At 66.9% G+C, this 24,880-nt stretch carries 29 protein-coding genes and 1 tRNA gene; 21 read left to right on the forward strand and 9 right to left on the reverse strand.

Annotated elements, in window-relative coordinates; translation table 11 throughout:
* Positions 1 to 26: 26 nt before the first annotated feature.
* The 8 genes from AB0333_RS07755 to AB0333_RS07790 form a co-directional block, all read right to left on the reverse strand.
* Positions 27 to 707 carry a hypothetical protein gene (locus tag AB0333_RS07755; protein WP_366218131.1) on the reverse strand — a complete coding sequence of 227 codons (681 nt, stop codon included), beginning with the start codon at positions 705 to 707 and terminating at the stop codon, positions 27 to 29.
* Positions 708 to 730: 23 nt separating this feature from the next.
* Complete coding sequence (locus AB0333_RS07760; protein ID WP_082698302.1) at positions 731 to 1,789, reverse strand: ParB N-terminal domain-containing protein; 1,059 nt, start codon at positions 1,787 to 1,789, stop codon at positions 731 to 733.
* A gap of 40 nt (positions 1,790 to 1,829) precedes the next feature.
* On the reverse strand, positions 1,830 to 2,717 hold the full coding sequence (locus AB0333_RS07765) for a hypothetical protein (protein WP_059280879.1): 888 nt from the start codon (positions 2,715 to 2,717) through the stop codon (positions 1,830 to 1,832).
* A gap of 98 nt (positions 2,718 to 2,815) precedes the next feature.
* Positions 2,816 to 3,220: a hypothetical protein gene (locus AB0333_RS07770; protein ID WP_366218132.1), complete on the reverse strand. Its 405-nt coding sequence runs from the start codon at positions 3,218 to 3,220 to the stop codon at positions 2,816 to 2,818.
* The gene (locus AB0333_RS07775; RefSeq protein ID WP_366218133.1) at positions 3,217 to 4,098 is read right to left on the reverse strand and encodes a DUF2637 domain-containing protein; all 882 of its coding nucleotides are present in this window, start codon (positions 4,096 to 4,098) and stop codon (positions 3,217 to 3,219) included. Before AB0333_RS07775 ends, AB0333_RS07770 begins: the two co-directional genes overlap by 4 nt.
* Positions 4,098 to 4,970: a bifunctional DNA primase/polymerase gene (locus AB0333_RS07780; protein ID WP_100244604.1), complete on the reverse strand. Its 873-nt coding sequence runs from the start codon at positions 4,968 to 4,970 to the stop codon at positions 4,098 to 4,100. The genes AB0333_RS07775 and AB0333_RS07780 overlap by 1 nt, the downstream gene beginning before the upstream one ends.
* Positions 4,971 to 5,005: 35 nt before the next feature.
* Positions 5,006 to 6,091: an ArdC-like ssDNA-binding domain-containing protein gene (locus AB0333_RS07785; RefSeq protein WP_366218134.1), complete on the reverse strand. Its 1,086-nt coding sequence runs from the start codon at positions 6,089 to 6,091 to the stop codon at positions 5,006 to 5,008.
* Positions 6,092 to 6,337: 246 nt separating this feature from the next.
* Positions 6,338 to 7,129, reverse strand: coding sequence for a helix-turn-helix transcriptional regulator (locus AB0333_RS07790; RefSeq protein WP_366218135.1), 792 nt, complete (start codon positions 7,127 to 7,129; stop codon positions 6,338 to 6,340).
* Between the two features lie 552 nt (positions 7,130 to 7,681).
* On the opposite strand from AB0333_RS07790, the gene AB0333_RS07795 reads away from it, so the two are divergent.
* The 21 genes from AB0333_RS07795 to trxA all read left to right on the forward strand — a co-directional run bounded on the left by AB0333_RS07795 (position 7,682) and on the right by trxA (position 23,498).
* Positions 7,682 to 7,891 carry a heavy metal-associated domain-containing protein gene (locus AB0333_RS07795; RefSeq protein WP_006213359.1) on the forward strand — a complete coding sequence of 70 codons (210 nt, stop codon included), beginning with the start codon at positions 7,682 to 7,684 and terminating at the stop codon, positions 7,889 to 7,891.
* A gap of 125 nt (positions 7,892 to 8,016) precedes the next feature.
* On the forward strand, positions 8,017 to 8,832 hold the full coding sequence (locus AB0333_RS07800) for a hypothetical protein (protein ID WP_366218136.1): 816 nt from the start codon (positions 8,017 to 8,019) through the stop codon (positions 8,830 to 8,832).
* A gap of 46 nt (positions 8,833 to 8,878) precedes the next feature.
* On the forward strand, positions 8,879 to 11,149 hold the full coding sequence (locus AB0333_RS07805) for a heavy metal translocating P-type ATPase (protein WP_366218137.1): 2,271 nt from the start codon (positions 8,879 to 8,881) through the stop codon (positions 11,147 to 11,149).
* Positions 11,150 to 11,202: 53 nt separating this feature from the next.
* On the forward strand, positions 11,203 to 11,454 hold the full coding sequence (locus AB0333_RS07810; protein WP_059280884.1) for a YHS domain-containing protein: 252 nt from the start codon (positions 11,203 to 11,205) through the stop codon (positions 11,452 to 11,454).
* Positions 11,455 to 11,520: 66 nt separating this feature from the next.
* Positions 11,521 to 11,874 (forward strand): metal-sensitive transcriptional regulator, encoded by a 354-nt coding sequence (locus AB0333_RS07815; RefSeq protein WP_006214162.1) that lies wholly within the window; start codon positions 11,521 to 11,523, stop codon positions 11,872 to 11,874.
* A 47-nt stretch (positions 11,875 to 11,921) separates the two neighbouring features.
* The gene (locus AB0333_RS07820) at positions 11,922 to 13,067 is read left to right on the forward strand and encodes an FAD-dependent oxidoreductase (RefSeq protein ID WP_248124768.1); all 1,146 of its coding nucleotides are present in this window, start codon (positions 11,922 to 11,924) and stop codon (positions 13,065 to 13,067) included.
* A gap of 3 nt (positions 13,068 to 13,070) precedes the next feature.
* Complete coding sequence (locus tag AB0333_RS07825; protein ID WP_366218138.1) at positions 13,071 to 14,348, forward strand: MFS transporter; 1,278 nt, start codon at positions 13,071 to 13,073, stop codon at positions 14,346 to 14,348.
* Positions 14,345 to 14,674 (forward strand): ferredoxin, encoded by a 330-nt coding sequence (fdxA, locus tag AB0333_RS07830; protein ID WP_006214165.1) that lies wholly within the window; start codon positions 14,345 to 14,347, stop codon positions 14,672 to 14,674. Before AB0333_RS07825 ends, fdxA begins: the two co-directional genes overlap by 4 nt.
* A gap of 99 nt (positions 14,675 to 14,773) precedes the next feature.
* On the forward strand, positions 14,774 to 15,373 hold the full coding sequence (locus tag AB0333_RS07835; RefSeq protein WP_366218140.1) for a YdhK family protein: 600 nt from the start codon (positions 14,774 to 14,776) through the stop codon (positions 15,371 to 15,373).
* 220 nt (positions 15,374 to 15,593) lie between these two features.
* Positions 15,594 to 17,681 carry a heavy metal translocating P-type ATPase gene (locus tag AB0333_RS07840; RefSeq protein WP_366218338.1) on the forward strand — a complete coding sequence of 696 codons (2,088 nt, stop codon included), beginning with the start codon at positions 15,594 to 15,596 and terminating at the stop codon, positions 17,679 to 17,681.
* A gap of 10 nt (positions 17,682 to 17,691) precedes the next feature.
* On the forward strand, positions 17,692 to 17,997 hold the full coding sequence (locus AB0333_RS07845) for a metal-sensitive transcriptional regulator (RefSeq protein WP_006214168.1): 306 nt from the start codon (positions 17,692 to 17,694) through the stop codon (positions 17,995 to 17,997).
* Between the two features lie 64 nt (positions 17,998 to 18,061).
* Positions 18,062 to 18,739, forward strand: coding sequence for a hypothetical protein (locus AB0333_RS07850; RefSeq protein WP_366218141.1), 678 nt, complete (start codon positions 18,062 to 18,064; stop codon positions 18,737 to 18,739).
* A gap of 35 nt (positions 18,740 to 18,774) precedes the next feature.
* Positions 18,775 to 19,035 (forward strand): hypothetical protein, encoded by a 261-nt coding sequence (locus tag AB0333_RS07855; protein WP_366218142.1) that lies wholly within the window; start codon positions 18,775 to 18,777, stop codon positions 19,033 to 19,035.
* 123 nt (positions 19,036 to 19,158) lie between these two features.
* Positions 19,159 to 19,677 carry a carboxymuconolactone decarboxylase family protein gene (locus AB0333_RS07860; protein ID WP_059281013.1) on the forward strand — a complete coding sequence of 173 codons (519 nt, stop codon included), beginning with the start codon at positions 19,159 to 19,161 and terminating at the stop codon, positions 19,675 to 19,677.
* A 15-nt stretch (positions 19,678 to 19,692) separates the two neighbouring features.
* Positions 19,693 to 19,766 (forward strand) — tRNA-Cys (locus AB0333_RS07865).
* Between the two features lie 44 nt (positions 19,767 to 19,810).
* The gene (locus tag AB0333_RS07870) at positions 19,811 to 19,942 is read left to right on the forward strand and encodes a hypothetical protein (RefSeq protein ID WP_366218143.1); all 132 of its coding nucleotides are present in this window, start codon (positions 19,811 to 19,813) and stop codon (positions 19,940 to 19,942) included.
* A gap of 314 nt (positions 19,943 to 20,256) precedes the next feature.
* Positions 20,257 to 20,874: a LysR substrate-binding domain-containing protein gene (locus AB0333_RS07875; RefSeq protein WP_366218144.1), complete on the forward strand. Its 618-nt coding sequence runs from the start codon at positions 20,257 to 20,259 to the stop codon at positions 20,872 to 20,874.
* Between the two features lie 136 nt (positions 20,875 to 21,010).
* A complete protein-coding gene (locus AB0333_RS07880) occupies positions 21,011 to 21,400 on the forward strand; it encodes a metalloregulator ArsR/SmtB family transcription factor (protein WP_059281015.1) in 390 nt (129 codons plus the stop codon).
* 2 nt (positions 21,401 to 21,402) lie between these two features.
* Positions 21,403 to 22,344: a cation diffusion facilitator family transporter gene (locus tag AB0333_RS07885; RefSeq protein WP_366218145.1), complete on the forward strand. Its 942-nt coding sequence runs from the start codon at positions 21,403 to 21,405 to the stop codon at positions 22,342 to 22,344.
* 121 nt (positions 22,345 to 22,465) lie between these two features.
* Positions 22,466 to 23,080, forward strand: coding sequence for a CueP family metal-binding protein (locus AB0333_RS07890; protein ID WP_366218146.1), 615 nt, complete (start codon positions 22,466 to 22,468; stop codon positions 23,078 to 23,080).
* A gap of 94 nt (positions 23,081 to 23,174) precedes the next feature.
* A complete protein-coding gene (gene trxA / locus AB0333_RS07895) occupies positions 23,175 to 23,498 on the forward strand; it encodes a thioredoxin (RefSeq protein WP_059281017.1) in 324 nt (107 codons plus the stop codon).
* Positions 23,499 to 24,328: 830 nt separating this feature from the next.
* On the opposite strand, the gene AB0333_RS07900 is transcribed toward trxA, so the two are convergent.
* Entirely contained in the window at positions 24,329 to 24,781 is a 453-nt protein-coding gene (locus AB0333_RS07900) for a DNA cytosine methyltransferase (RefSeq protein ID WP_366218339.1), read from the reverse strand.
* Between the last annotated feature and the right edge of the window lie 99 nt (positions 24,782 to 24,880).

Below are 24,880 nucleotides of genomic sequence, written 5' to 3' on the forward strand. Positions count from 1 at the left end.
CCTCCTTTCTCCCCAGACCTCTCGGGTCAGCGCAGGGGGTTGTCCAGCTCGGACAGCCGCAGCAGATGACAGGTGTCGTAGGTGGGCTCGCAGACCACGAACACGGTGAACGCCACCTCGTGCGCGGAGTCGACGGGTTCGTCGTTCCACACCCCGGCACGGTGGCGGACGCCCTCGATCGTGATCGCCGTCGTCCCCTCCACCAGCTGCCCCGGCTGCGCCTGCTCCTGCGCGGTCGCCCACGCTCCGGGCACGAACGCATCGGTGATCTCCAGGTGCTGGGTGGTGGCGTACTGGCGCAGCTCGACCCATGCCTCCCGCGTGGGCAGATAGGCGGCGATATCGGAGGCGAGGCCGGCCTGCTCGGTGCCGGTCGGGTCGGCGACCTCCATCAGCACGCTCGTGTAGTCCAGCGGCATCAGCCCCGCCCCGGTATCCCAGGCGAACACCGCCGTCGCGACGTTGCGGGCGAACTCCTCCGGGTCCTCGGACCCGACCACCGCAGCGATCCGCCCCGGCCGTGGCGTGCCGGACTCGACCGGACTCGACGACGCGCCCGGCTCGGGGTCACGGTCGTGGGGTGGGCTGGTGTCGGGGCCGAGGATCAGGCCGTAGATCCCGATGCCGGCCAGGAGCACGATCACCAGGCCGGCGGCGAGCAGGACGATCAGGCGGGTGCGCGGGCGGGAGTCAGCGAAAGTCTTCATGCCGCCCAGGTGCACGCACCCGGTCACAGAGCACGCAGATACCGCCGAGAGACGCTCTCGCCTGATTCGGCATCAGCGCCGGGGCCGGTGTCCTCGTCGGTGCGGGGCTCCTCGGTTGTCGTCTCGACGTCGTGGCCGGTGGTGTCGAGGGAGATGCGCAGGCGGGCGGCGAAGGCGTTGGTGCCGTCGGCGACGTCGAGGAAGATGCCGGCCTGCTCCTCGGTGAGGTCGCGGGCGAGCTCGTCCACGTCGTAGTGGGTCCACCATTCCGCCAGGGAGGTCCAGGTCTGCACGAACGCCGTCACCGGCCACCGCCCCGGCACCACCGCCGGCCGGGCCGAGGTGTGCGTGCGGGGCTTGGTGCGTCCAGCGGCGGTGACACGGGCGACGGCCTCCTGGGCCATCGCGTGCAGCGACGCCTGGCGAGAGGCGTCCGCTTGCTCGACCTGGCCGCGCAGGCGCTGATAGGCGGGGTCGACCGGCCCGCCGGCCTCGATCCCCGCCAGCTCCGTCGTCGCCTGCTCGCGCAGCGCCTCGGGATTCTCGGGGTTCTCGGCCATGGCCTGGATCGCCGAGATCTTCTCCAGCGTCGTGTACGAGGCGCGGCCGGTGACCATCCGCGCGGCCTGCGCGCGGCTCCTCCCACCGACACCCCCTGACGGGGGTGCCAATTTGGCACCCCCGTCAGCACCGGGCTGATTCTCCGCCGAGAAGCGGGTTACGACATCGCGGCGCTGGGCGTCCTCGGTCATGAGCTGCTTGAGCTCGCGGTACAGGGCGGCGGCCTCCAGCTGGTTGAGCGGCTTGCGGTGCGCATTCTCGTCCTGCTCGGCCAGCAGATGCCCCAACCGGGTCGAGACACCCGATCGCACCCACACGCTGACCGTGCGCCAGTGCAGCAGCCGGATCGCTTCCAGCCGGCGTCGCCCGCACACCAGCACCCCTTCGGGGGTGACCGTGATCGGTTGCAACAGGCCGTGCTCGCGGATCGAGTCGGCCATAGCCTGGATATCGCCGAGGTCGGCGCGATGACGGGCACCGACCTGAATCGACTCCACGGTGCGTTGCAGTTCGATACTCATCACCACTCACCCCTCTCAGTCCTCTCTTCGTGGTCCCCGGTTACTTTCGGGCCTGTCGTGGGGCGGCCAGGCAGATGGTGAGCACGAGGTCGTCATCGCGCAGCAGCATCGGGATCGTCTCGCCGATCAGCAGCCGCAGCAGCACCCCGCGGCCCGCGCTGGTCGCCGCCAGCGCCGGGTGCGGGTTGCCCAGCAGCGCCTTGAGCAGCCCGGTCCAGGACCGGCCCGGCAGATCCAGCAGCGCGCGGGCGTGCTGGTCACGTCGCAGGGTCTCGAACGCGGTATGCCGCGCCCCGGCCTTCGCCAGCGCCCCGCAGATGTGCTCCACCGACGCCCGCGCGGTCGCGGGCTCCCAGCCGAGCATCGTCACCAGCGCGATCGCGTCCTCAGCCGCCGACGACGCCGACATCGCCACCCCCACCACACCACCACCGCCACCGTCACCGTCTCCGGCGTCTCCGGTGCCGTCGGGATCGGGTTCGGGGTCGGTGACCTGGAACGCGGGGTGATACTCCGGCAGCGGCGTCTCCCTGTCGGACATGCGCTCGGCGTCGTGGAACGCGGAGATGTGCGGGCGGCGGGCCTGATGGGTCGAGCACAGCAGCCCCTGGGCGCGCTCCTCGGCGATGCAGGTGATCCGCACCGCGTGCGTGACCACGCCCCACGGGTCGATCGCCTCCCGGGCGGAGCGGGTGCGCATCACATCGAACGCGGCGCTGGCGGCCTCCCACGGGTCCAACGAGTGCTTGCGCGCCAGCGCGGCGTACTTCTGCGCCGCATACCGCATCAGCTCGCCGGCGACCGGGTCCCGCGCCCATGCCCCGGGCCCGGCCGCGTGGAGCCGGGCCAGCAGGGCACGCAGCCCGGCGCTGGTCGTGTAGTTCTCAGGCCCCCGCTGCGGGGAACCTGTGTGAGTCGTGGTCGTCATGGGTTCGGCACCTCCTGGCAGGCAGGTGCACTCGCCTTCTCCGACACCTGGTGCTCGGCGTTCGGCGCCGGGCATGGTCGTGGTCATGGCCGGTCACCTCAGTTCATTCCGACCGGGCCACGACCGGCCCCGTCACGGCTCGTACTGCGGCCGAACGCCGAGATCGGGGGCAGCTCACGCGCCTTGGCACCCAGGCGCGTGACGCCGCGGGCGAGGCCGTCGTGGGCCTTGTGTGCGAGGTTCGCCTCGAAGTCGATCGCCAGGCGTGAGATCTGCCCGGTGCCTCTCGCCATCAGGTCCGAGGCGCGTACCCAGTCAACCCCGCGCGCCTTGCGCAGTGCCAGATCAACATCCGCAGCCTCAGTCTTGGCACCGGTCGTGCGGGTGACCTCGGTGGCTTGGATCGCCTCCGGAGCACCCGGTGTCTCCGCCCGGTCAGGGCGGGTCGTCTCCGGCGGGGGCGTGTCCTGCCTGCCGGGGTTGTTCTGCTCGTAGGGGCTCATGATTTCTGCTCCTTCTCCTCATCTGATTCGTTGTGGTGCTCGGGCACTGCCGAGGTCTCCTGGTCTGCGGCGGGCGCGGGATCGGTGCGGGGGAACCAGCGGCCGACGGTCGAGGCGTGCACGCCGAGTTCGCGCGCGATCGCCTTGTTCGACCAGCCCCGCCCCCGCAGCACTGCCGCCCGTTCCCGCCGCCCAGCACCTGCCAACGTTGGCGGGTCGAGCTCAGCCGATGGGGTTTCGGCCACCGCCTCCAGCACGGGCACATCCGATCGGTCAGGCTCTGTCTGCTCGCCCAGCACCTTGGCGGCCGGGGCCGGCGGTGTCGCTACCGCGATGCCCGTGGCCGAACGTGGCCGCTCGGGAAGCTCCGGCAGAAGGAGCGGTGCGGCCTGTGCCTGCGCGCCAGCGGTCTCGGAGACCTCCAGCGCCGATCCTGACTCCGGGGTGGGGGTGATCGGCGTGGGGACCGGGGTTCTGGTGGAGCGGGTCAGGACCGTCGTCAGATGCGTGGAGGCCAGCAGCACGAGCGGCGGGACCGCGGCGACGATGGCCGCGAGCAGGCCCGGCACGGAGGCGTCAGCGGCGACGAGGGCGTGCGCGGCGTTCGCGCTCACCGACATCAGCGCCCCGGCGATCAGCAGCACCCACGGGTACCAGGCCGCCCGATGCCCGTCGAGGGCGACGACCGCGACGGTCGCGACCACGATCAGCCCGTCCACCAAGAGCGGCCAGATCCATGCCTGGTTCCTGGTGATGCCCGAGCGCACCGCGAGATCGGCCAGAGCGACGAAGCTCAGCCAGAACGCACCGCCGCCGATCAGCACCGTCCCCGACGCGGCCGCGACCACCGCCCATCGCCGCCCCGACAGCCCGCCCATCACAGCCCCCGGCCCGCCCGCGTCGCAGCCGGCACCGGCCCGAATCTCTCCGGCACGGACTCGGCCCGGGTCGAGGTGCCGACACCGGTGGTGATGGTGCGGTAGGCGGACTCGACGGTGCGAGTGATCTCCCGCTGCCCGAAATCCGGCTGCTCCACGCTCGCAAACGCATCCAGCGCCTCGGAGACCGGCACATTGCCCTCGGCGAGGCGGCAGGCGGCCCAGAACAGCTTGAGATTGCGATCCGTGGACTGCCCGCTCAGCCAGGACGCCATCCGACCCGCATCCACCATCGCCCCTGCATCCGAGATCGGGCCGGTCTTCGGGCGGGGCCGGGGCGGGGTGAGAAACTCCCGCAGGCGCTGCGCATCCAGCGCCCGCCCGTCGGTGGGGGCGAACGAGGTGGGGCGGTAGAGCACGCTCTCGCCGTCGATCTGGCGGCGCGAGGGCGGGACGATGATGTAGCCGCGATCCCCACGGAAATCTACCCCGGCACGGCCGGCCTGCCACGACGGCTGTTCACTGTCGGCTGCCGGGAAGTAGATGTGCAGGCCGCCGGTCGGTGAGCGCACCATCGTCTCCCAGCCATGCACCAGCCCCTCCCGCCGCGCGGCGCGGATCGCGTCGAAGCCGTTGACGCCGTGCACATCGACATCCACCACGGAGACGCCCGAGGCTCGGCCAGTGGGCATGCCGATGTTCGCCGCCGGGAACCTGCGCCACCAGGCCTCCACCTGCGCAGGGTCGGTGGTGGCGTCGTGGAAGCCGCGTCGGGTGATTGGCTGCTTGCCCTCCGGCGCGCACGGGAACACCGGCACCCCGGACTGCGCGAACACCATCGCGGCCCGCCCCAGCGGCCAGGACGCATCCATCTGCCGGACCGCCCGAGTAAACCTGCTCTCGGACATCACAGCCCCCGCCCCGACACGACCGCAGCGGCCCGCTCCGGCACCGGCAACGGCGCCACTTGCCGACCGGGCGTGTCCTGCCGTGGGCTCTTCGGGGCCGGGCCGTCGCGTTCCAGCCCGGGCGGTGTGCCGTCGGGCACCTGGTTCGTGTCGAGGCCGTCGAGGATGCTGAGCGCGGTCTTGCGGATGCGCTCACCGGCGGCCTGCACGATCGCGACCGGGTTCTTCCCGTCGACGTTCGCCGCCCACCCGGCCACGTACGGGATCGTGTAGCCCGTGGTGTCCATGCCGTGGGCGGCGCCGATCATCAGCGCCACCGATTCGGCCTCGACCTCACCGATCCCGCGATGCTGCCGCGCCTCCTCCTGGTCCGGCCCATGCATCAGCACATGCCCGAGCTCGTGGGCGAGGGTCTTCACCTGCGCGGCGTCGTCCATGTTCGTGCGCACGGCGACTTGCCGGGTCGAGTAGTTCGTCAGCCCGTTCGCGCCGCCGATCATGCCCTCGTGCGGCACCCACCGCAGCTCGAACCCCTCCGCCGTGACCTGCTCCGCCAGACCCTCGCGCAGACCTTCGGGGGCTTCGCCAGCGAGCAGCCGTGGCGCTGGCCGTTCGGGGATCGGATCGCCGCTGGTCTGGGAGGCGTCCCAGACGTAGGCCGGGCGCACGCCGACCATGCGGGAGCGCACGACCTCACCGGGCTTCGGCTTCTCACCCCGGTTCAGACGCCGCCAGGAGTCCGGATCGGCCGGGTTCGTCGAGGCGAACCTGCCAGTGACCGGGGCGAGGATCTGATACCCGGCCTGGCCCTTCTCGACCTGTCGGCCCAGCTGCTGCCACTGCTTGTATCCCGCGACCAAGGTGGGGAACGGTTCGGGCACCCTGCCGGCCTCGAATGCGGCCTGGTGCTGCTCCCAGATCAGGCAGACGTTGTTGAAGCTCCGCGACCGGAACCGGGCAGCGAACCGCATCGCATCGGCCCAGTCCTCACCGGTGACCAACCGTTCGACGGCACCGGTGAGCTTCTCGTGGAGCTCGTCGAGCTTCGCTTCCCGCTGTTGGCGGGCTTCCTCCCTCGTCGCCATCGTCGGCCTCCTCTCGGCAGGCCAGCCGCGAGGTCGCGGCTGGCCTTGCACCAGCGAGGTGAGCCAGGAGCTTCCAGCGAGTCAGACGGTCAGCGAACGGAACAGTCGGTAGGTTGGCCGTCAGGACACGGGCGGCACCTGACGTGGACCTACTGGAGTACCAGCCTCAGAGCCTGCGTAGGGCTGGAAGCAGCTGAGTCCGGTCTGACGCCGGACGAAGTGATGATTTCCCGGACGACTCTGCTGCTATCTATCCGCGACAACCGGGCGCATGGAGCGGTAGCGACTCGGGCTGAGCCCGACGTGCTCGATGAATGCCTCCGTCGCCCGTGAACGGCTGGACCAGCCGACGCAACGACCTGCTGCTGCGACAGAAAGATCGGACTCGCGCAGCAGCCTGGCCATCTCCTGCACGCGAAGCATCGTCAGATACGCGATCGGGGTCTTCCCGAAGGCATCGACGAACACACGGGTCAATTGCTGCGGGGAGAGCCGCACCCTCTCGGACAGCTCGTGGAGTGTCCACCTATAGGCGACGTTTTCATGCAGTGCCTCCCGTGCCAGCAACGCCTCCGGACGGAGAGGGGCTAACCTGCGACTGCGCGGCAGCACTGGACGCGCGCGTGCACGCTGCAATGGTGTCAGCCTCGCAGGCGAGACCCGGATGAATGGTCCGAGCACATCCATGACAGCGAACCAGAGTGCCTGGAGTCGGTTGAATCTCTCTCGGAACCGTCTCTCAACGCTGAGCGCGACCATCTCATCAATCCACGGCACAACCATCCCGGCCCGATCTCTGCCGAGTCGCAGGATCTGCGCTGGTTCAGAGTAGATCTTCTCCGCGAAACCGGGGGCGTCAAGCCGATCGTGCAGCACCGCAGAGTGCTGCCAGAAGAACTGATCGAGAGCGAAATCGGTATCGACACGGATCGACGTCACCGACACTTGGCACTCGGGCTCGCAGCTGAACAATACGTTCGGGCCGAGAAGGATCGCATCGCCCACGCTGACCGGCTGACGACCGAACTCGCTGAACATGATTGCCGAGCCCGACCTAATGAACAAGATGTTGAGGCAGTCGTAAACCACCGGGCCGACAGGCCGGTGGACGGCAAGCGTCTGGGCGACCAGCGGGCTACGCCAATGTGCATCACAGGAGTGCCTCGCTGCCTCTGGCGTGGCCGCGCACTCTTGCTGGCTCTTGTCTGATCCGCTCACTAATCTCGAACGCCTGTGGAGCCGGACGAGTTCGCCAGTTCCGAACTAACAGCAATAGCGCATGATCGCTGTTGGGCGGGAGTCGGTTTCGTACCAGTCTTCGCTGCCTTCGTCGATGCGGCAAGGCAGTCCACGGTTCTGACGAGCCGAGGGGTCACTACTCTCCGACGCGCAGCGACAAAACCCAGCCGATCGCCCCGCAGCATCGGTGCACCACAAGGCACACCTCGGACGCTCCAACCATCGTTTGCAGCACTTGCGCGATGCAGCTCACACGATCGCCTCCCCCCTTGCGGAATACCTGACAGGGGTATACCGTTGATCCGTACACGTACCCGGTAGGGGTACTAACGACTACAAGGAGGATACCTGATGGCTTCGAACGATTACCAGGTGACGGGCATGACCTGCGGACACTGCGAGATGTCGATCCGCGAGGAGGTCAGCGAGATCCCCGGCGTCCAGGACATCCAAGTCAGCGCGCAGACCGGCAAGCTCAACGTCACCGCCGAGGGCGAGATCGACGACGCCAAGGTCCTCGCGGCGGTCGAGGAGGCCGGCTACTCGGCGGTGCGCGTCTGATGAAGGCCGGAGGACGGCTCGCGCTCTACGGGGCCGGGTTGGTGGTGGCGTTCGGCGGGGCCTTCGGCCTCGCCGGCGCTGTCATTCCCGATAGCTTCGTAGCAGCATGGGCAGAAGGAAGTGACGTGAACGCACACGGTGAAGGGCACGGCGACGCTGCGCAGGAAACCGCGGAGCCCGCTCTGAACGGGGTCTCCGCAAGCGCGGACGGCTTCGTGCTCTCTCCGGTCCAGGCCCCCACGGCCGCAGGCGAGGATGGAGACCTGAGCTTCCAGATCCTCGACGAGTCCGGCGAACCGGTGACCGAATACACCACCGCGCACGAGAAGGACCTGCATCTGATCGCCGTGCGCACCGATGGCGCCGGTTTCCAGCACGTGCACCCCGAACTCGACACGAGCACAGGCACCTGGTCAGTGCCGTGGACCTGGGACGAGGCGGGCACCTACCGGGTGTACGCCGACTTCACACCCGCGGGCGAGGAAGCCGAAGGCATCACTCTCACCCGCGCGGTCGAGGTGGCTGGCGACTTCACCCCTGTCGAGACCGAGGCGCAGACCACCGACGAGGTCGACGGATACACCGTCTCCCTCAACGGCGATCTCACTGCGGGCACCTCAAGCGAGCTCACCATCTCGGTCGAGCGTGACGGTCAGCCGGTGACCACGCTGGAGCCTTACCTGGGCGCGTTCGGCCACCTGGTGGCGCTGCGCGAGGGTGACCTCGCCTACCTGCACGTCCACGCCGAGGGCGACGAGCCCCAGGCCGGGGACACGGCCGGACCCGAGATCGGATTCGCAGCGGAGGCCCCGACCGCCGACCGTTACCTGCTCTACCTGGACTTCCAGGTCGACGGGCAGGTGCACACCGCCGAGTTCGTGATCGACGCCGAGCATGGTGACGGCTCGAAGACAGACGATTCGCATTCCGACGGCCACTGACCCGCAGGGCCTGGCGTCGCACGAGAGCTGAGAAAGAAGGAAGAGGATGAGCACATCAGCGCCCCCAACGGGTGGGCCGGACATCGAGTTGGAGATCGGCGGGATGACCTGCGCCTCCTGCGCGAACCGGATCGAGAAGAAGCTGAACAAGCTCGATGGCGTCGCGGCCACCGTCAACTACGCCACTGAGAAGGCTAAGGTCACCGTGCCTGCCGGCTACGATCCGTCACTGCTGGTCGCCGAGGTCGAGAAGACCGGGTACACGGCCGCACTGCCCAAGCCCAAGGACACTACGGCGAACACGTCGGAGACCGAGGCCGGGGAGGAGGAAGACAGTGAGCTCACCTCGCTGCGGCATCGGCTGATCGGCGCGATTGTGCTCACTGTTCCCGTGATCGCGATGGCGATGATCCCCGCGCTGCAGTTCACGTATTGGCAGTGGGCCTCACTCGCCCTGGCCGCACCGGTGATCATCTGGGGCGCTTGGCCGTTCCACAAGGCGGCGTGGACGAACCTCAAGCACGGTGCGGCGACGATGGACACGCTCATCTCGATGGGTACCTCCGTCGCGCTGCTCTGGTCGCTCTATGCGCTCTTCCTCGGCACTGCCGGCACTCCCGGCATGACGCACCCCTTCGAGTTCACGATCGCTCCGTCGGATGGCGCGGCGAACATCTACCTCGAAGTCGGCGCGGGCGTGACGATGTTCATCCTCGCCGGCCGCTACTTCGAGAAGCGATCCAAGCGCCAGGCCGGGGCCGCGCTGCGCGCCCTCCTGGAGCTGGGCGCGAAGGAAGTCGCCGTACTCCGCGACAGCGTAGAGGTGAAGATCCCCACCTCTGAGCTGGCGGTCGGCGACGAGTTCATCGTCCGTCCAGGCGAGAAGATCGCCACCGACGGTCTCGTGACCTCCGGCTCCTCCGCGGTGGACGCCTCGATGCTCACCGGCGAGTCCGTGCCGGTCGAGGTCCGCGAGGGCGACTCGGTCACCGGTGCCACCGTCAACGCCGGAGGCCGCCTGGTCGTGCGGGCGACTCGTGTGGGTTCGGACACACAGCTCGCACAGATGGCGAAGCTCGTCGAGGACGCGCAGACCGGCAAGGCCGAGGTGCAGCGTCTGGCCGATCGCATCTCCGGCATCTTCGTGCCGATCGTCATCGTCGTCGCGTTCATCACCCTCGGCGCCTGGCTGGGAGGCGGGTTCCCCGTCGCCGCCGCGTTCACCGCAGCGGTCGCCGTGCTCGTCATCGCCTGCCCCTGCGCGCTGGGTCTCGCGACCCCGACTGCGCTGCTCGTCGGCACTGGCCGCGGTGCGCAGATGGGCGTCCTTATCAAGGGCCCGGAGGTGCTGGAGTCCACGCGCAAGGTCGACACTGTGGTGCTCGATAAGACCGGCACCGTCACCAGCGGCAAGATGACTCTGACCGACGTGATCACCGAGCCCGGTGTGGATCGTGCGGAGCTGCTGCGTTTCGCCGGCGCACTGGAAGACTCTTCGGAGCATCCGATTGCGCAGGCGATCGCCAAGGGCGCGACCCAGGAAGTCGGCCAGCTGCCTACTCCAGAGGACTTTGCCAATGTCGAGGGCAAGGGCGTGCAGGGCATCGTCGAGGGGACCCCGGTCGTCGTCGGCCGCGAGTCTCTGCTGGCGGACTGGTCGCAGAAGCTCTCTCCGGAGATCGCACAGGCGAAGGCCCAGGCCGAGGGCGAGGGCAAGACGGTCGTCGCGATCGGCTGGGACGGTGCTGCGCGCGGCATCCTCGTCGTCGCCGACACCGTCAAGCCCACGAGCGCCGAGGCGATCCGCGGGCTCAAGGAGATTGGCCTGACCCCGGTACTGCTCACCGGTGACAACGAGGCCGTGGCCCGCCAGATCGCGGCCGAGGTCGGAATCGACGAGGTCATCGCCGAGGTGCTGCCTAAGGACAAGGTCGACGTCGTCACCCGCCTCCAGGGAGAGGGCAAGATCGTCGCGATGGTCGGCGACGGCGTCAACGACGCCCCCGCGCTCGCGCAGGCTGATCTGGGCCTGGCGATGGGCACCGGCACGGACGTCGCGATCGAGGCCTCCGACATCACGCTCGTGCGCGGTGACCTGCGGGCCGCCGTCGACGCGATCCGCCTGTCCAGGAAGACCCTGTCGACGATCAAGACCAACCTGTTCTGGGCATTCGCCTACAACACCGCCGCGATCCCGGTCGCTGCGCTCGGCATGCTCAACCCCATGCTCGCAGGTGCGGCGATGGCGTTCTCCAGCGTCTTCGTCGTCGGCAACAGCCTCCGCCTGCGCGGGTTCACGAGTGTCGCCGCGAAGTGACGTACGAGAACCCACCCATCCACACGAATCCAATAACGAAGGAACACCAGAGAATGAGCAGCTGCTGCAGCACGAACGAGACCAACCCCGCCGTGGAGAACGGTGGACGCGAGAACCTTCTTGGCGGGGGCGCCGATGACATGACCACCTGCCCGGTCATGGTCGGCACCCCGGTCAGCAAGAAGACCGCCGAGGCCGCCGGCCTCTACCGCGACTTCGAGGGTGAGCGCTACTACTTCTGCTGCGCTGGCTGTGGGCCCGCGTTCGATTCGGACCCGGCCAAGTACGCCGCCAACATGGCGTAATCCACCAGCGTGCGGGGTGCCGCGGCACCGCTGCGGCACCCCGCCACCTGATCGGAGCGAACCGACATGACCACTACGACCCCCACCACCGAAACCCACCTCGACACCTGCCCCGCAGGAGGCGACGGCGACGCGTCCGTCCACGGATACATCAGCGATAAGACGAAGTACCGCAATCGTCTGCGGCGCCTCGAAGGCCAAATCCGCGGCATCGATCGGATGGTCGACGAGGACCGCTACTGCATCGACATCCTCACTCAGATCTCCGCAGTCACCAGGGCACTCGAAAATGTCGCCCTCGGCCTGCTGGACGATCACCTCAAGCATTGTGTCCTCGACGCCGCACTCGCCGGCGGACCAGTGAGCGAGCAGAGGCTCGGCGAGGCGTCCGAGGCCATCGCCCGCCTCGTGCGCTCCTGACGCCGGCGCATCAGTTCGATCACGACCAGCAGTTCAGGAGTTCTTCTATGACCACACAGCACGTTCTCATCCTCGGCTCGGGAGCAGCCGGGGCCGCAGCCGCCCGCACTCTCGCCTCACGCGACGATGTCCGGGTGACGCTGGTGACCCGCACCGGGGAGACGCCCTATACGCGGATGCTCATCAAGGGAATCGCGTTCGGTCCGACACCGCCGGAGATGATCAAGCTCCCGCTGCCTCAGATCGAGGTCATCGCCGACACCGTGCTCAAAGTCGATACCTCGGCGAAGCAGGTCCAGCTGACCTCCGGCGCACAGGTCTCCTACGACGCGCTCATCGTCGCGACCGGGAGTATGCCTCGCTCCCTGCCCGCTGACGTGTTCGGCGGCGAAGACGCCGGACAAGGGCGGGTCACCGCTCTTCACTCCGTGGAGGATGCCCTGGGCATCCGAAAGCTGCTGACCGGACTGGGGCGACCCGCGCGGGTAGCGATCTACGGCGGTGGAATCATCGCAGCCGAGACAGCCTCGTCTCTGCAAGCCGACGGACACATGGTCACGCTGGTCTCCCGCAGTTCCATTCCCGGTGTCGGAGCGTTTGGGGCGCCCGTGGCTGAGCGCCTCGCCGCCGACCATGCCGCCAAGGTGCAGGCCCGATTCGGTCGCACTCTCCAGCATGTCGACGAAACAGAATCCGGTGTCACCATCACCCTCAACGACGGAAATCCCGTCGTGGCTGACTTCCTTCTCCTCGCGCTCGGCACGACGCCCGCAGCCCCGTTACCGTGGACGAACGGTATCGACGTCGACGATCACCTCCGCGCCGCGGCAGACCACGTCTACGCGGCCGGAGGTGTGGCCACGCACCACGACGAGGCACTGGGCGCCTGGCGCATCGACCATTGGGAAGACGCCGCCGCACAGGGTGCGCATGCCGCGCAGGCCGCATTGCACGACCTCGGCATTAGCGACGATCCGGGCGCCTACCTGCCACGCAGCCCTTACATGGCAATGGTCTACGGTCAGATGATCTCCGGAGTCGGGTACACAGCCGGCGCAGACGCCCACCTGGAAGCCGGTGAGGAGTTCATCGTCCGCCACGAGACCGACGGCATCGTCGTCGGCGTCACTGGCATCGACGCAGTCGGCACCGTCTACCAGTGGGGGCAGCAGCTCCACGGCGTGCGGGCATAGGCGATGGCGGGAGACTGTATTAGGCAGATCCCACGGCGGGGCTTCGTGCTCTCGCTGGCAGCGACCATTCTCATGATGGCCGCTGCCAGCGCGCCGTCCTTGTTCTACCCCCAGATCGCCGATCGGCTCGGACTCATCCCCGTCGCCACCACACTCGTGTTCGCGGTCTACACCTTCACCCTCCTGGCCGCGCTGCTCTACCTCGGACCACTCTCCGACCACGTCGGCCGACGTCCGGTCGTGGCCGCCGGTTCTTTGGCGCTGGCGCTGAGCGTGGCCATGTTCTGGTTCGCCGGTAGCCTCGCGGCGCTCCTGGTCGCCCGAGCCTTGCAAGGGCTCGCAGCGGGTCTGCTGATCCCGGCGCTGTCGGCGATGATGATCGATTTCGAGTTCCCGTCGCATCGGAACATCGCAGCCCTGTGGAACACGATCGGCCCGATGATTGGCCTTGGGGCCGGGGCTCTTGGTGCTGCGCTTCTCCTCGATCTCACCTCCGAACCGACAACTGCCGTCTTCGGGTCGCTCGTGCTTGCCTTCCTCATCGTGGCAACGGTCGTGTGGAGCACACCGGAACTGGTCCCGAAGACCCGGATACGACGTGGCGACCTCCGTCCGCGGTTCACCGTGCCACCGCACCTGCGCCGCATGTTCACCGCCGGCGTGCCCGTGATCATCGCCGGGTGGGCGACCAACGGGCTCTTCCTCGCGCTCGGGGCCGACCTCGTCGGCAGTGAGCTTGGGGGCTCCACGCACACCCAAGCTGGGATCGTCATCTTCGCACTGGCGATCTCCGGAGTCACCGCCTCGTCCGTCCTACAGCGGCGTTCCGCCCGCACCATCAGCCTGTATGCGACCAGTGCCCTGGCGTTCGGCACCGCGGTGAGCATCGGCGCCCTCGCACTCGGTTCCTACTCAGCCTATGTCGCCTCGGTCGCGATCGTCGGTTCCGGGTTCGGCACAGCGTTCCTCGGGGTACTGCGCACACTCATGCCCCACACGGCATCGTCGGAACGCGCCGCCGTGATGGCTGTGATCTACACAGTTGCCTACCTGGCATTCGGCCTGCCCACCATCGTCGCCGGATTGCTCGTGCCGGTGCTCACCCTGTCGGGGACGATGACGATCCTCGGTGCGATCATCATCGCCCTCAGCCTCGTCGCCACCGTCCTGCGCCTGCGCATCCCGCACCCGGCCGCAGGCCCGGCAGAGACTGACGACTTCCCCGAGCCTCCCACCGGCTCTCACCGCCGATCCGCACCCGACCGAGAGGAGCAGCCATGACCTACGTGATCGCGCTTCCCTGCGTGGACGTCAAGGACCGCGCCTGCATCGACGAATGTCCTGTCGACTGCATCTACGAGGGCGAACGCTCGCTCTACATCCACCCCGACGAATGCGTCGACTGCGGAGCCTGCGAACCGGTCTGCCCCGTCGAGGCCATCTACTACGAAGACGACCTGCCGGACGAATGGTCTGACTACTACAAGGCCAACGTCGAGTTCTTCGACGAGTTGGGTTCTCCCGGGGGAGCCGCGAAGATCGGACCGACGGGCTTCGACCATCCCCTCATCGCCGCATTGCCCATCCAACACGAGCAGACCCTCTGAGAAGGGGGGCTTCCGATTGATCCATACCGACACAACACACAAGCCTTGACTAGTACCCCCTAGGGGTATACGGTAGGCATATTGATGAAAGGAAATGACATGCAGAGGAGACTGCGAACAGGACTGGCAGCGGGAGCGCTCGGAGTGGCGCTCGTGCTCGCCGGTTGCGCCAGCGGAGCAGACGACGACCAGCAGACCGACCCTTCGGCTACTGAGGAGCATCAGGGCCACGGCGGCAACAACGCAGAAAGCGGTGATGAGGAGATGGAGCACCCGATGGACGGCGGACCGGCACCCGAGGGTATCGCCGAAGCCAGTGAGCCCACCTACCCTGTCGGTACCGAGGTGCAGCTCACGGCCGACCACATGGAAGGCATGGAAGGGGCTACAGCAACGATTTCCGGTGCATTCGACACGTACACGTACTCCGTGAACTACACGCCCGCAGGTGGCGGCGACCCCGTCACTGATCACAAGTGGGTCGTGCAGGAAGAAATTGAGGATGCCGGCGACGAGCGTCTGGCCGACGGCACAGAGGTGACTCTGCTCGCCGAGCACATGGAAGGCATGGAAGGCGTAGAGGCCACCAACGCTTCGTCCACCGATGAGACGGTCTACATGGTCGACTACGAGACGGACGGCATGAAGATGACGAACCACAAGTGGGTCGTTGAGAGCGAGATCCAACCAGCGTCCTGAGCCGACGTTCGCTTGCCCGGTCACCGGGTGAGCGGCAATCGGCCTGGCTCGATGACGGAGGAGAGGAATTATGACGGACCCGAACTCACACCAGCACCACGGTCACGGAACCGATACACCCGCCCACGGCGAGCATCACCACGGGTCTGTGTCCGCGCACGCCTCGGCGGATGTGCACGGCACGCGCGAGGGTCAGCACACCGGGCATCAGGGCCACGCCATGGACCGCGGGGAGCACTCAGGCCACAGGGGCCTCGACGAGCATGGCGGCCACGATGAGCACGCCCAGCACGGTGGGCACGGAGATCACAGTGGCCATGGCGGGCACGGGGACCACGTTGGTCAGTTCCGCCGGCTGTTTTGGATCAATCTCGTCATCGCCATCCCCGCGGTCGCCCTCTCGCCGATGTTCGCCATGCTGCTGGGCTACGAGGTCCCCGGCTGGGCGGGCTGGGTCGCCGCGGCGCTGGGCACCATCATGTACGTCTGGGGCGGCAGACCCTTCCTCACCGGTGCCGTCAGCGAGTTGAAGTCCCGCAAGCCCGGGATGATGCTGCTCATCGCTCTGGCGATCACGGTGGCCTTCTTCGCCTCCTGGGCCGCCACGCTCGGGCTCGTCCATCACGAGCTCGAATTCTGGTGGGAGCTGGCGCTGCTGATCGTAATCATGCTGCTGGGCCATTGGATCGAGATGCGCTCCCTGGCCCAGACCACCTCGGCGCTCGACACGTTGGCGGCACTGCTGCCAGACGAGGCCGAGCGCGTCGAGGGCGAGAACGTCGTCAAGGTGGCCCCAGCCGACCTCGACGTGGGCGACGTGGTCATCGTGCGCCCCGGCGGCAGCGTCCCGGCCGACGGAACCATCGTCGACGGCCGCGCCGACATGGACGAGTCCATGATCACCGGCGAGTCCCGCCCGGTCTCTCGCGGCGAGGGCCAGACCGTCACCGCCGGCACCGTGGCCACCGACTCCGGCCTGCGGGTGGAGATTACCGCCACCGGTGACGACACCGCCCTGGCCGGCATCAATCGGCTCGTCGCCGAGGCGCAGAACTCATCCTCCCGCGCCCAGCGGATCGCCGACAAGGCCGCGGCCTGGCTGTTTTGGTTCGCTCTTGGCGCGGCGCTGGTCACTGCGGTCGTCTGGACGCTCATCGGCATGCCCGACGAGGCCGTCGTGCGCACCATCACCGTGCTCGTCATCGCCTGCCCCCACGCGCTCGGCCTGGCGATCCCGCTGGTCGTCTCCATCGCCACCGAGCGGGCCGCCCGCGGCGGCGTCCTGGTGAAGGACCGCCTGGCGCTGGAGTCGATGCGGCAGGTCGACGCGGTGCTGTTCGACAAGACCGGCACGCTGACCAAGGGGGAGCCCACCGTCACCGGCGTCGAGCCGACCGGGGAACTCGACGCGGACCAGGTCCTCGCCCTCGCTGCCTCGGCCGAGGCCGACAGCGAGCACCCGCTTGCCAAGGCTATCGTCACCGCCGCCAAGGACAAGGGCCTTGCCCTCCAGCAGGCCAGCGGCTTCTCATCCTCGCCCGCTGTCGGCGTCACCGCGACCGTAGCCGGCCAGGAGGTCCGCGTCGGCGGGCCCCGGCTGCTCGAGGAGACCGGTCAGCACGAGGTCGGCACGGCCGAGGCATGGCGCTCCGAGGGCGCGATCATTCTGCACGTTCTCCGCGGCGGCCAGGTGGTCGGCGGGCTGAGGCTCGCCGATGAGGTCCGGCCAGAATCCCGCGACGCCGTCGACGCCCTCCACGCCCTCGGTGTCGAGGTCGTCATGATCACCGGCGATGCCGAGGCGGTGGCGAACGAGGTCGGAAAGGAGCTCGGCATCGACCGCGTCTTCGCCGGCGTGCGCCCGGAGGACAAGTCCGCGAAGGTCTCCCAGCTGCAGGAAGAGGGCAAGAGGGTCGCGATGGTCGGCGACGGCGTCAACGACGCCCCGGCTCTGGCGCAGGCCGATGTCGGCATCGCGATCGGCGCGGGCACCGATGTCGCCATCGCCTCCGCCGGGGTGATCCTGGCCAGTTCCGACCCGCGCAGCGTGCTCTCGATCATCCAGCTGTCGCGACGCGCATACGGCAAGATGAAGCAGAACCTGTGGTGGGCCGCTGGCTACAACCTTCTTTCGGTGCCGTTGGCGGCCGGTATTCTGGCACCGGTGGGATTCGTCCTGCCAATGTCGATCGGCGCGATCCTGATGTCGGCCTCCACCGTGGTTGTCGCGCTCAACGCCCAGCTGCTGCGGCGCATTGACCTCACACCCCAAGCCAGCACGCGTTCCGTCCTGGAGCGCCAGAAGTAAGGACATGCCCATGTCTGTCGATACCGATTCCCACCAGCACGGCTACATCAGCGACAAGGAGCGCTATCTCGGCCGCATGAAGCGCATCGAAGGACAGGCGCGTGGGATCGCGAAGATGATCGATGAGGAGAAGTACTGCATCGACATCCTCACCCAGGTCTCCGCCCTGACCCGTGCCCTCCAGGGGGTCGCGACTGGTCTGCTCGACGACCATCTCAAGCACTGCGTGCTTGATGCCGCCAAGCTCAGCGACGAGGCGGCCGTCGAGAAGATCCAGGAAGCCACTGACGCCATCAACCGGCTCGTGCGCTCCTGAACCCGGACCCCGACCACCCCGTTCCAGGACACGGCGGGCACAAACCCTCACGATGCCAGCGCGCTTGATCCTCGCCGACGCGCCGTCCGCCCGCGACGCGCTCACCTTCGCTCAGCGGGCCGCGCGGGCCGGCGCCCGCGGCGTGCGCTTGCAGGCCGCGGCCGGGCTGCTGCGCATGAGCGCAGCCGCGCTAACGCCCCGTGGCCCGCTCGACCGCACTCCTACGATCCTCGTCCTTCGCACGCTCCGCTCCGACCCCGAGCTGCAGTGCGACGTCACCGTCGAAACCCTGACCGCGACCGCCGACCCTCTGACCCTGGCGCTGCCGGAAACCGCGCTGGCACCCGCCTGGACCAGCGTCGAACCCCCGCAACACGGGTGGAGACTTATTGCGGATGTGTCCAGCCTGACGCTGATGCGCAGCGCCCGTGCCGGCATCGAGGCCGTCGCCCAAGCACTTCCCGACAAACCCGGCGACGATGTCGTCCGCAAGATCCGGGGCACGGTCTGGGGCACCCCGGACACGGCACTCGCATCGCTGCCACAAGGCGTTGCGTTCGCCGCCTACGTCTTCGGGTTCCTCAGCCGAGGAAACGGGGCCACGATCTCAACCGCCGGCCGTTGGACGCGGTTGACCCTCCCGACTGGACACGTGCTCCTGCGCGGACCCGTCGTCTCTGGCCTCACCCCGATCCGCCGCACCCGGCCACGCGTCTCCGAGTCCGTCACATCGACCGGATAACACTTGATACCCCATAGGGGTAAAGGGTAATATTGATGGCTATGGAAGAGGTTGAGCACGTGCACGCCACGTATGACACACCGCATCTGGATGCGGCGCTCGGAGTCTTCGCGTTGCTGGCGAATCCGGTGAGTGTGAAGATGATCCTCGCCATTCGCGACATCGAGGTCTCTGCCAATCATCTGGCGGACATCGTCGACCTTCCCGTCGACCAGACCTCCCACGAGCTTCACCGCCTGGAGCCGGCCGGGTTCGTGAGTCGGCAGCGACGCGAGTCGGCGACTTCTACCTATTGAACGGTGTGCATGCCGGGGCGCTGGCTGAGGCTGCGATCTTCCATGCCGAACATCAGCAGCAGGGACGCACTCGTGCGGGTTCTCCCACCTCGAACTCGCGACCGAACTGACAGAGGAGGCATCATGCCCCGTTTTTCCCGATTAACCCCTGAGACTGCAGTGGGGGCCTCACGAGACTTGCTCGGCGATCTCGTCGAGCGGCACGGCCAGGTCGGAGACATGGTCTCGACGATGGCGCACTCCCCGGCGGTGCTCGGCGGTTATCTCGACCTGAGCAAAGCCATGCGTCGCGCCAAGCTCGACCGTAAGGTCAGCGAGCTCGTTTCGATCGCCGTGCAGTCGAAGCAGGGATGCGGAATGTGCCTGGCCTCGCACATCAGCGCGGCACGATCGCTCGGGGTCAGCGATGACGAGATCGCACTCGCCCAGCAGGGTACGGCGATGACCGGCCCGGTCGCGGCGATGATCGCGCTCGGCGTCCAGGTCTACCGTGAGCCTGCCTCGATCACCGACGAGCAGATTGACGAGCTTCGGGGATACGGGTACAGCGACCGTGAGATCTCTGATGTCGTCGGGGTCGTGTCGCTGAACATTCTCACCGGCGCCTTCAACTTGGTTGCCGGCCTCACGCCGGGCGACTGACCTCGCCGGCGACTTGGTGCCTTGGCCGAGAGGATAGGCAGCGGTCTGCAAAACCGTTTACACGGGTTCGAATCCCGTAGGCACCTCCACTTCCCGCTGAGCCCAATAGGACACACGTCGCAGGAGGCGAGTGATGGAGAGCCAGCACATCTTCAACGGTGACATGACACGCGCCGCGCGCATCCTCGTGAAAGTGAGCGCCCAGTATGTCGCCCGTGAAGCCAACGTGACCAAGGAAGAGTTGCGCGACTTCGAGAAGGGGTGACACGACTTGTCGGAGAAGAAGCAGGGGCGTGCGCGGGTCGCGCTCGAAGAATTGGGGGCAGAATTTCTGCCTGACGGACCCAATGGCGGCTACGGCATCCGTCTGAAGTTCGGCCGCTCCAGGATCTGCTCACTTGATCGCTGGGAGGGCGAGGGCGGGCCCGCGGCTCACAGCAGAGTCTGATCGTCGGACCCAGGCCCATGTGCCCTTCTCGGAACCGGATTCAAACCTGCCTTTTCACCTGGAAGATCGCACCACGGCCTCACTGCGCATCCTGGTGCCGTTGCGCCTGGGCCGGCTTTGGCCGTCACATCTTGCCTCTGTTCCCGGAATGGAAGCGTGGGCACGCTGAGCTCATCGAATACAGTCGCCCGACGGACCCGATCTGGGCGCTGCGCGACGGGGGCGATCGATGCCGCACTCATCCGCTCTTCTTCACCCACAAACGTGCCATTGGTCCGGGTTTGGAGCGGTTACCGCTGTTCACCGAACGCCTGGTTGTATCGGTAGCGAGCAGCGGCTCCCGTGCCCGGCAGGAGTCGGTGACCCTGGCCGATCTCGCTGACGGGCTGGTGGCGGTCTGCGCGACCGCTCCGACGGCCACCGGGGAGCTGTGGAGTACGACTGCTCACATGCCGCGCACGATCTCGGTGGCGAACACGGGCGAGTGGTTAACCCGCATCGCTGTCGGCGACGCCATCGGCATCACTGCAGAGGCGACAACGCACAATCACCGCGCGCCGGAGGTGGTCTATCTGCCCATCGAGGATGCCCCACCGGTGACCGTGGCGCTGACCTGGCCAGGGCAGAGGAGGAGCCGCCCGCAGGTGGGGGTCTTCGCCACCTGCGCACAGGACTACTTCACCCGACTCATCGACATCGGCTCCCCACCCCGCCTGCTCTCCACCGGGGCCGATGGTCAGCTGGCGTAGCTTCCCACTGCAGCTATGCGACCGACCATCCCCCAGGTAGCCCATCCTCGGGTGCGACGGGACCCCTGAGCTTCATTCCGTGTCGGAGCGACAGATCACACTCGACAATATCGCTCTAGAGCGATATGATCGTTCTATGACGATGATTCAAGAGGAGGGGGCAACCCTCGACGAAGTGGCGACAGTAGCGTACGCCCACCTGTTCCAGGCATTTGCGGAGCCGACGAGGTTAGCGATCGTGCAGCACCTCGCCTCGGGGGAGCACCGGGTCCGGGACCTGGTCGAGCACATGGGCCTGGCCCAGTCCACGGTGAGCAAGCATGTCGGCTTCCTCGTCGAGTGCGGACTGGCGACGATGCGCCCGGAAGGGCGCTCCACCTGGTACTCGCTGGCACAGTCCGAGCTCTTGCGTACCCTCATCGCCGCTGCCGAACGCCTCCTCGATGCCACCGGCACGCAGGCCCTGCTCTGCACGCACCTGCGACTCCCACATACCCACCACGCGACAGATACGGAGAAGAAGTAGACATGGGCGCAGGACACAATCACGGCCCCGCCGCCAGCGAGACCGGTCACCCCGGAGATTTCCGCAAGAAACTCTGGATCGCATTCTCGATCACCGCGACGATCGTCGTCGCCCAGGCCATCGGTTCGGTCATCACCGGCAGCCTCGCACTGCTGACCGACACCGCCCATGCCATTACCGATGCCTCCGGCCTGCTGGTCGCACTGATCGCCGCGACGCTGATGCTCAAGCCCGCCAACTCCAAGCGCACCTGGGGGTTCCGGCGTATCGAAGTGATCGCAGCCCTCGGACAGTCGGCACTGCTGCTGGTGGTGGGCACGTACGCCGCCATCGAAGGCATCCGGCGACTGTTCGAGCCGCCGGAGGTGCCCGCAAGCGAACTGCTGATATTCGGCATCATCGGCCTGGTCGCGAACATCATCGCCATCGCCATCCTCGCCTCCAGCCGCGGTTCGAACTTCAACATGCGTGCCGCGTTCCTCGAAGTTCTCAATGATGCCCTTGGGTCGCTCGGAGTGATCATCGCGGCGATCGTCATCGCCACGACCGGGTTCATGCAGGCCGATGCCATCGCCGGACTGCTTATCGCCACATTGATCGTGCCTCGCGCGTTCAAGCTCATGCGCGAGACCACCGGCGTCCTTATGGAGTTCACTCCCAAGGGCCTCGACCTCGACAAGGTGCGTTCGCACATCCTCGAGCTTGACCATGTCAAAGATGTCCATGACCTGCACGCCTCCACTGTGGCGACCGGCCTGCCGACCCTGACCGCCCACGTCGTCGTCGACGACGAGTGTTTCACCGACGGTCATGCCGCGCAGACGCTCCGCGAGATCAAAGATTGCGTCGCAGGACACTTCGAGGTCTCCATCCATCACTCGACCTTCCAGGTCGAGACCGAGCACATTGCCGAACATGAACCGGAAATCAGCAAGCACGACTGAACGCAGTGCCCCCTCCCGGGCTCGTTCCGGGCGGGGGCGCTTCCGCGTCACGCAGGTAGGCACTACCCCTATGGGGTAGTGTGGCCAATTGGCACCACGGGCAGACACGGTAAGGAATCCCATGAAAAACTTCAGGCCATTCCCGAAGTACGGCGGAACGAAAACCGCTGCAATCACCGTCGTGGTCGGCGCTTTCCTGCTCACCGGATGCACGGCCGCCAACGACTCACCCTCAGCCTCCTCGGCCAGCGGAGCCGAGATCCTTGCCGAGAACGGTCTCGATGGCCTCGACGTGCGTGAGCTGGTCGAAACGCTCGATGCGATCCCGCTGGACGAACGCACGGAGGCCTTGACCACGTCGATCACTGCGGAGGCGGTCACGCTCACCGATCAGCACGAACACACGGCAGAGGTGCGGTTGCCAAGTAACGAGATCTACGTATCCGTCGCCCCGTATCGGTCGCAGACCCATGATTGCTACTACCACAGCCCGACCGGATGCCTGGGTGAGCTGCGCAACGCAGACGTGGCCGTCACGGTGACGGATGCGACGACCGGCGAGACGATCGTCGACGAGGAGATGAAAACCCTCGACAACGGCTTCGTCGGGATCTGGCTGCCCCGAGGCATCGAGACATCGATCTCGATCACCCACGACGGCCAGACCGCCACCTCCAAACTTTCGAGCGTCGACGACGATGCGCAAACCTGCTTGACCACGTTGCGACTGGCCTGAAACCAGCACCACGGGAATACCCCCAGGGGGTAGGGTGTTGTGGTGTGCGTGCGGTCTATCGCACGCAACGTGTAACAGGAAGGAAATCAGTCCCATGAGCGAAGTCACCACCGTCGACACCCAGACCTTCGATGAGGTTGTGCTCCAGAGCGAGGTTCCCGTGCTCGTGGACTTCTGGGCAGCCTGGTGCGGCCCGTGCCGTGCAATCGCGCCCGTCCTGGACCAGATTGCTGCCGAGCAGGATGGAAAGCTCCTCATCGCCAAGCTCAATGTCGATGAGAACCCCGACATCGCCTCGCGCTACAACATCAGTTCGATCCCTGCGATGAAGGTCTTCGACAAGGGTGAGATCGTGCGCGAGATCATCGGGGCGATGCCGAAGCCGCAGATCGAGCAGCGCCTCGAAGGTATTATCTGAGGCTCGGCCGTCGAACTGTTCCCGAACTCCGCCGATCGTTGCGCGGCAGTTGACGATCGCCCAAATCAGCGTGGTTCCATACGTAGTCCAAGACTGCGCAGGGCAAGGAGCGCTTGAAGTGGCAGGACCCCGTTACCCAACGCGGTGTTCTGCTGATTTGCAGTCAGATCACCCATCGGGTCGGTGATCCATCCGACTCGCAGACCTATAAGCCATTCCACGAACTCCGGCGACGAACGTGAGCCTCTGTCCTCGTTCAGAACTGCGGGGGCAGGGGCGCCGCGTCGGGTGATGTGCTCCCATCGTGCGACGGCGTCGGCGTATCGCCCCCAGCGACGAAGATGCTGTCGACTAGCGCGAACAGGGTCTCCGCTGAGTTCGAGTTGATGGTCGAGCCGCCCGGTCCGTTGAGTGCGAGGTCGATTATCTGATGGCTCAGTGCGATAGTGCCGCCGCGGGCTCTGACCGTCTCCATCGTCTCTCCGCCCCGAGAGGAGTCCGTTGCTAGCGGCGTCCGGAACAGCGCCCCTGCGGTAGGCGACGATGAAGATACGGAAGCGATGGTGATCAGCGCCGGAAAGTGAAGGCGGTAGGCCGATCCATCGTGCGTCATACCGCAAGTCGGCCAGGTCTCCGAGTATGGCGCCTACCGTCCGAAGAGGTCGGGCTGATGCGTCCCCAGACCGCACGGGTCGGATGCCAAGTCGCAAACGGTTGCATGGTCAGCGGCTGTAGGATCACGGTCAACGGGTCCACTTGATACCCCATCTCGGGTCGGGTAGCGGGGGCCGAGAGCAACCCCGTACGTTCTCGATCACGACGCACGCGGGTTACAGCTCCTCGATTGCGCGTGCCATGCACGACCAGAGCCCCGAGCGAGTACCTGGCGCGATGCCTGCACCCTTGCCGACGATTGAGACGCCCTGGCAGGGGAAGCCGCTTATCACGATTTCGACCGGCGGTACGGTACTCCAGTCTATGACGGAGATGTCGCCGAGGTTTGGGGCATCCGACCAATCGTGAGAGAAGACTTGCGCGACCGAGATGTTGATCTCGGAGAACCAGACCGTATCCCCCCACCAGTGGCGTGTTCGACGGCAAGGTCGAGCCCTCCGTACCCACTGAAGAGCGAGCCAATTCGCGGCGAGGAAACGGGGGAAGTGCGACGTGCAGACACAAGTTGCTCCGGGTGATTGGCTTTCCCGGTGCTGAGCGGTTTCCTGCCCTACCGGTCTGGTTGCTGCTAGGTAAGCGAGTCCGTCTCCGGCGCCGAACTGCTCCAGTGCTTCCCACTCACCTCCCTGTCACCTGCGCGCCCCTTACCGGGCTTCCCACGGCACAATTTTTGGCTCGGCGTTCTCTCGTCGCCAGCCTGATCACCT

Origin of the sequence: Citricoccus sp. NPDC079358 (assembly GCF_040702545.1) — a bacterium.
In the GTDB taxonomy this organism is placed as follows: Bacteria; Actinomycetota; Actinomycetes; order Actinomycetales; family Micrococcaceae; genus Citricoccus.

Bases quoted from the DNA above. Each gene is read 5' to 3' on its own strand.
- AB0333_RS07815 (WP_006214162.1), top strand. From the start codon at position 11,521: ATGACCACTACGACCCCCACCACCGAAACCCACCTCGACACCTGCCCC.
- AB0333_RS07770 (WP_366218132.1), bottom strand. From the start codon at position 3,220: ATGAGCCCCTACGAGCAGAACAACCCCGGCAGGCAGGACACGCCCCCG.
- AB0333_RS07825 (WP_366218138.1), top strand. From the start codon at position 13,071: ATGGCGGGAGACTGTATTAGGCAGATCCCACGGCGGGGCTTCGTGCTC.
- AB0333_RS07820 (WP_248124768.1), top strand. From the start codon at position 11,922: ATGACCACACAGCACGTTCTCATCCTCGGCTCGGGAGCAGCCGGGGCC.
- AB0333_RS07775 (WP_366218133.1), bottom strand. From the start codon at position 4,098: ATGGGCGGGCTGTCGGGGCGGCGATGGGCGGTGGTCGCGGCCGCGTCG.
- AB0333_RS07835 (WP_366218140.1), top strand. From the start codon at position 14,774: ATGCAGAGGAGACTGCGAACAGGACTGGCAGCGGGAGCGCTCGGAGTG.
- AB0333_RS07855 (WP_366218142.1), top strand. From the start codon at position 18,775: ATGGCTATGGAAGAGGTTGAGCACGTGCACGCCACGTATGACACACCG.
- AB0333_RS07890 (WP_366218146.1), top strand. From the start codon at position 22,466: ATGAAAAACTTCAGGCCATTCCCGAAGTACGGCGGAACGAAAACCGCT.
- AB0333_RS07765 (WP_059280879.1), bottom strand. From the start codon at position 2,717: ATGACGACCACGACTCACACAGGTTCCCCGCAGCGGGGGCCTGAGAAC.
- AB0333_RS07755 (WP_366218131.1), bottom strand. From the start codon at position 707: ATGAAGACTTTCGCTGACTCCCGCCCGCGCACCCGCCTGATCGTCCTG.
- AB0333_RS07885 (WP_366218145.1), top strand. From the start codon at position 21,403: ATGGGCGCAGGACACAATCACGGCCCCGCCGCCAGCGAGACCGGTCAC.
- AB0333_RS07860 (WP_059281013.1), top strand. From the start codon at position 19,159: ATGCCCCGTTTTTCCCGATTAACCCCTGAGACTGCAGTGGGGGCCTCA.
- AB0333_RS07845 (WP_006214168.1), top strand. From the start codon at position 17,692: ATGTCTGTCGATACCGATTCCCACCAGCACGGCTACATCAGCGACAAG.
- trxA (WP_059281017.1), top strand. From the start codon at position 23,175: ATGAGCGAAGTCACCACCGTCGACACCCAGACCTTCGATGAGGTTGTG.
- AB0333_RS07840 (WP_366218338.1), top strand. From the start codon at position 15,594: ATGGACCGCGGGGAGCACTCAGGCCACAGGGGCCTCGACGAGCATGGC.
- AB0333_RS07760 (WP_082698302.1), bottom strand. From the start codon at position 1,789: ATGAGTATCGAACTGCAACGCACCGTGGAGTCGATTCAGGTCGGTGCC.
- AB0333_RS07785 (WP_366218134.1), bottom strand. From the start codon at position 6,091: ATGGCGACGAGGGAGGAAGCCCGCCAACAGCGGGAAGCGAAGCTCGAC.
- AB0333_RS07780 (WP_100244604.1), bottom strand. From the start codon at position 4,970: ATGGATGCGTCCTGGCCGCTGGGGCGGGCCGCGATGGTGTTCGCGCAG.
- AB0333_RS07790 (WP_366218135.1), bottom strand. From the start codon at position 7,129: ATGTTCAGCGAGTTCGGTCGTCAGCCGGTCAGCGTGGGCGATGCGATC.
- fdxA (WP_006214165.1), top strand. From the start codon at position 14,345: ATGACCTACGTGATCGCGCTTCCCTGCGTGGACGTCAAGGACCGCGCC.
- AB0333_RS07795 (WP_006213359.1), top strand. From the start codon at position 7,682: ATGGCTTCGAACGATTACCAGGTGACGGGCATGACCTGCGGACACTGC.
- AB0333_RS07805 (WP_366218137.1), top strand. From the start codon at position 8,879: ATGAGCACATCAGCGCCCCCAACGGGTGGGCCGGACATCGAGTTGGAG.
- AB0333_RS07870 (WP_366218143.1), top strand. From the start codon at position 19,811: ATGGAGAGCCAGCACATCTTCAACGGTGACATGACACGCGCCGCGCGC.
- AB0333_RS07810 (WP_059280884.1), top strand. From the start codon at position 11,203: ATGAGCAGCTGCTGCAGCACGAACGAGACCAACCCCGCCGTGGAGAAC.
- AB0333_RS07880 (WP_059281015.1), top strand. From the start codon at position 21,011: ATGACGATGATTCAAGAGGAGGGGGCAACCCTCGACGAAGTGGCGACA.